This is a genomic window from Dietzia sp. CW19, assembly GCF_014145265.1.
Taxonomy (GTDB): domain Bacteria; phylum Actinomycetota; class Actinomycetes; order Mycobacteriales; family Mycobacteriaceae; genus Dietzia; species Dietzia natronolimnaea.
In genome coordinates this window covers 1-1,142 of record NZ_JAALEE010000281.1, presented here as the reverse complement: position 1 = coordinate 1,142, position 1,142 = coordinate 1, and the positions used below count along the sequence as shown (strand labels likewise).

1 protein-coding gene is annotated in these 1,142 nt (G+C 73.0%); it reads left to right on the top strand.

Annotation, left to right across the window (positions count from 1 at the left end):
* A partial coding sequence (locus tag G6021_RS09080) for a pyruvate kinase (RefSeq protein WP_241736493.1) occupies positions 1 to 1,098 on the top strand: 1,098 nt, incomplete at its 5' end.
* Positions 1,099 to 1,142 lie beyond the last annotated feature (44 nt).

The window sequence follows — 1,142 nt, the reverse complement described above, 5'->3', positions numbered from 1 at the left end:
CACCCCCCGCTGTGCGTCCGGGTGGACCCTCGGTGGCTCGCGGCGCGGGCCCCGGGGGACGTGATCGAGGTCCCCGACGCACGACGGCTCAGGCGGCGGTTCACCGTGGTGTCCGCGGGGGACGACGGCGTGCTGGCGGAGGGCGACCGCAACGCGTGGGTGCGCGACGGGACGCTGATCGACTGCGACTTCGAGCACACCCGGGTCCGCGGCATCCCCGCTGTGCCGCGCCGGATCCGGGTCCACCGCGGGGATCCGATCCTGCTCACCGTGGACATGGAACCGGTGGAGCCGCCGCGGTCCGGCGAGGAGATCCGACTGGGGTGCGCGCTCCCCGCGGTCGTGGAGGCCCTGTCGGTGGGGGACCGCGTCCTGTTCGACGACGGAGTCATCTCCGCGGAGGTCGTCGCGACCTCGATGCCGGGTCAGGAGGGTGGGCCCTGGGCCCGGCTGGAGGTGGTGCGCTGCCGCGAGGGCGGCCGATGGCTGGGGTCGGAGAAGGGCATCAACGTCCCCGGGCTGGAGGTGGACACCCCCGCACTGACCGACGAGGACCGGCAGTGCCTGCGCTTCGCGTCCCGGCACGCGGACGTCGTGGCGCTGTCCTTCGTGCGGACGAGGGGGGACGTCATCGACGCGGTGGAGGCGCTGCGGGCGGAGCGCGCGGAATCGGGGCGGGAGCTGGGGTTGCTGCTCAAGGTGGAGACCAGGCAGGCCTACCGCGCGCTGCCGGACCTGGTGCTGGAGGCCATGCGCCACGACCGGATCGGGGTGATGATCGCGCGCGGTGACCTCGCCGTCGAGATGGGCTTCGAGTCGCTCTCGGAGATCCCGCGCAACATCACGCTGATGTGCCAGGCGGCCCGCGTTCCGGTCGTGCTGGCGACGCAGGTGCTGGAGTCGCTCGCGAAAACCGGGATGCCGTCGCGCGCGGAGATCTCCGACGCGGGCTCGGCGCAGCGGTCCGAGTGCGTGATGCTCAACAAGGGGCCCTACGTGGCGGAGGCGATCGAGACCCTCGACGCGATCCACTCGCGGATGGGCCGGATCCAGCGGAAGGCGTTGCCGTTGATGCGCCACGTCGACAGCTGGGACTGAACTCCGCCAGCCCCACCGCCACCGCCACCGCGACCGCCGGCACC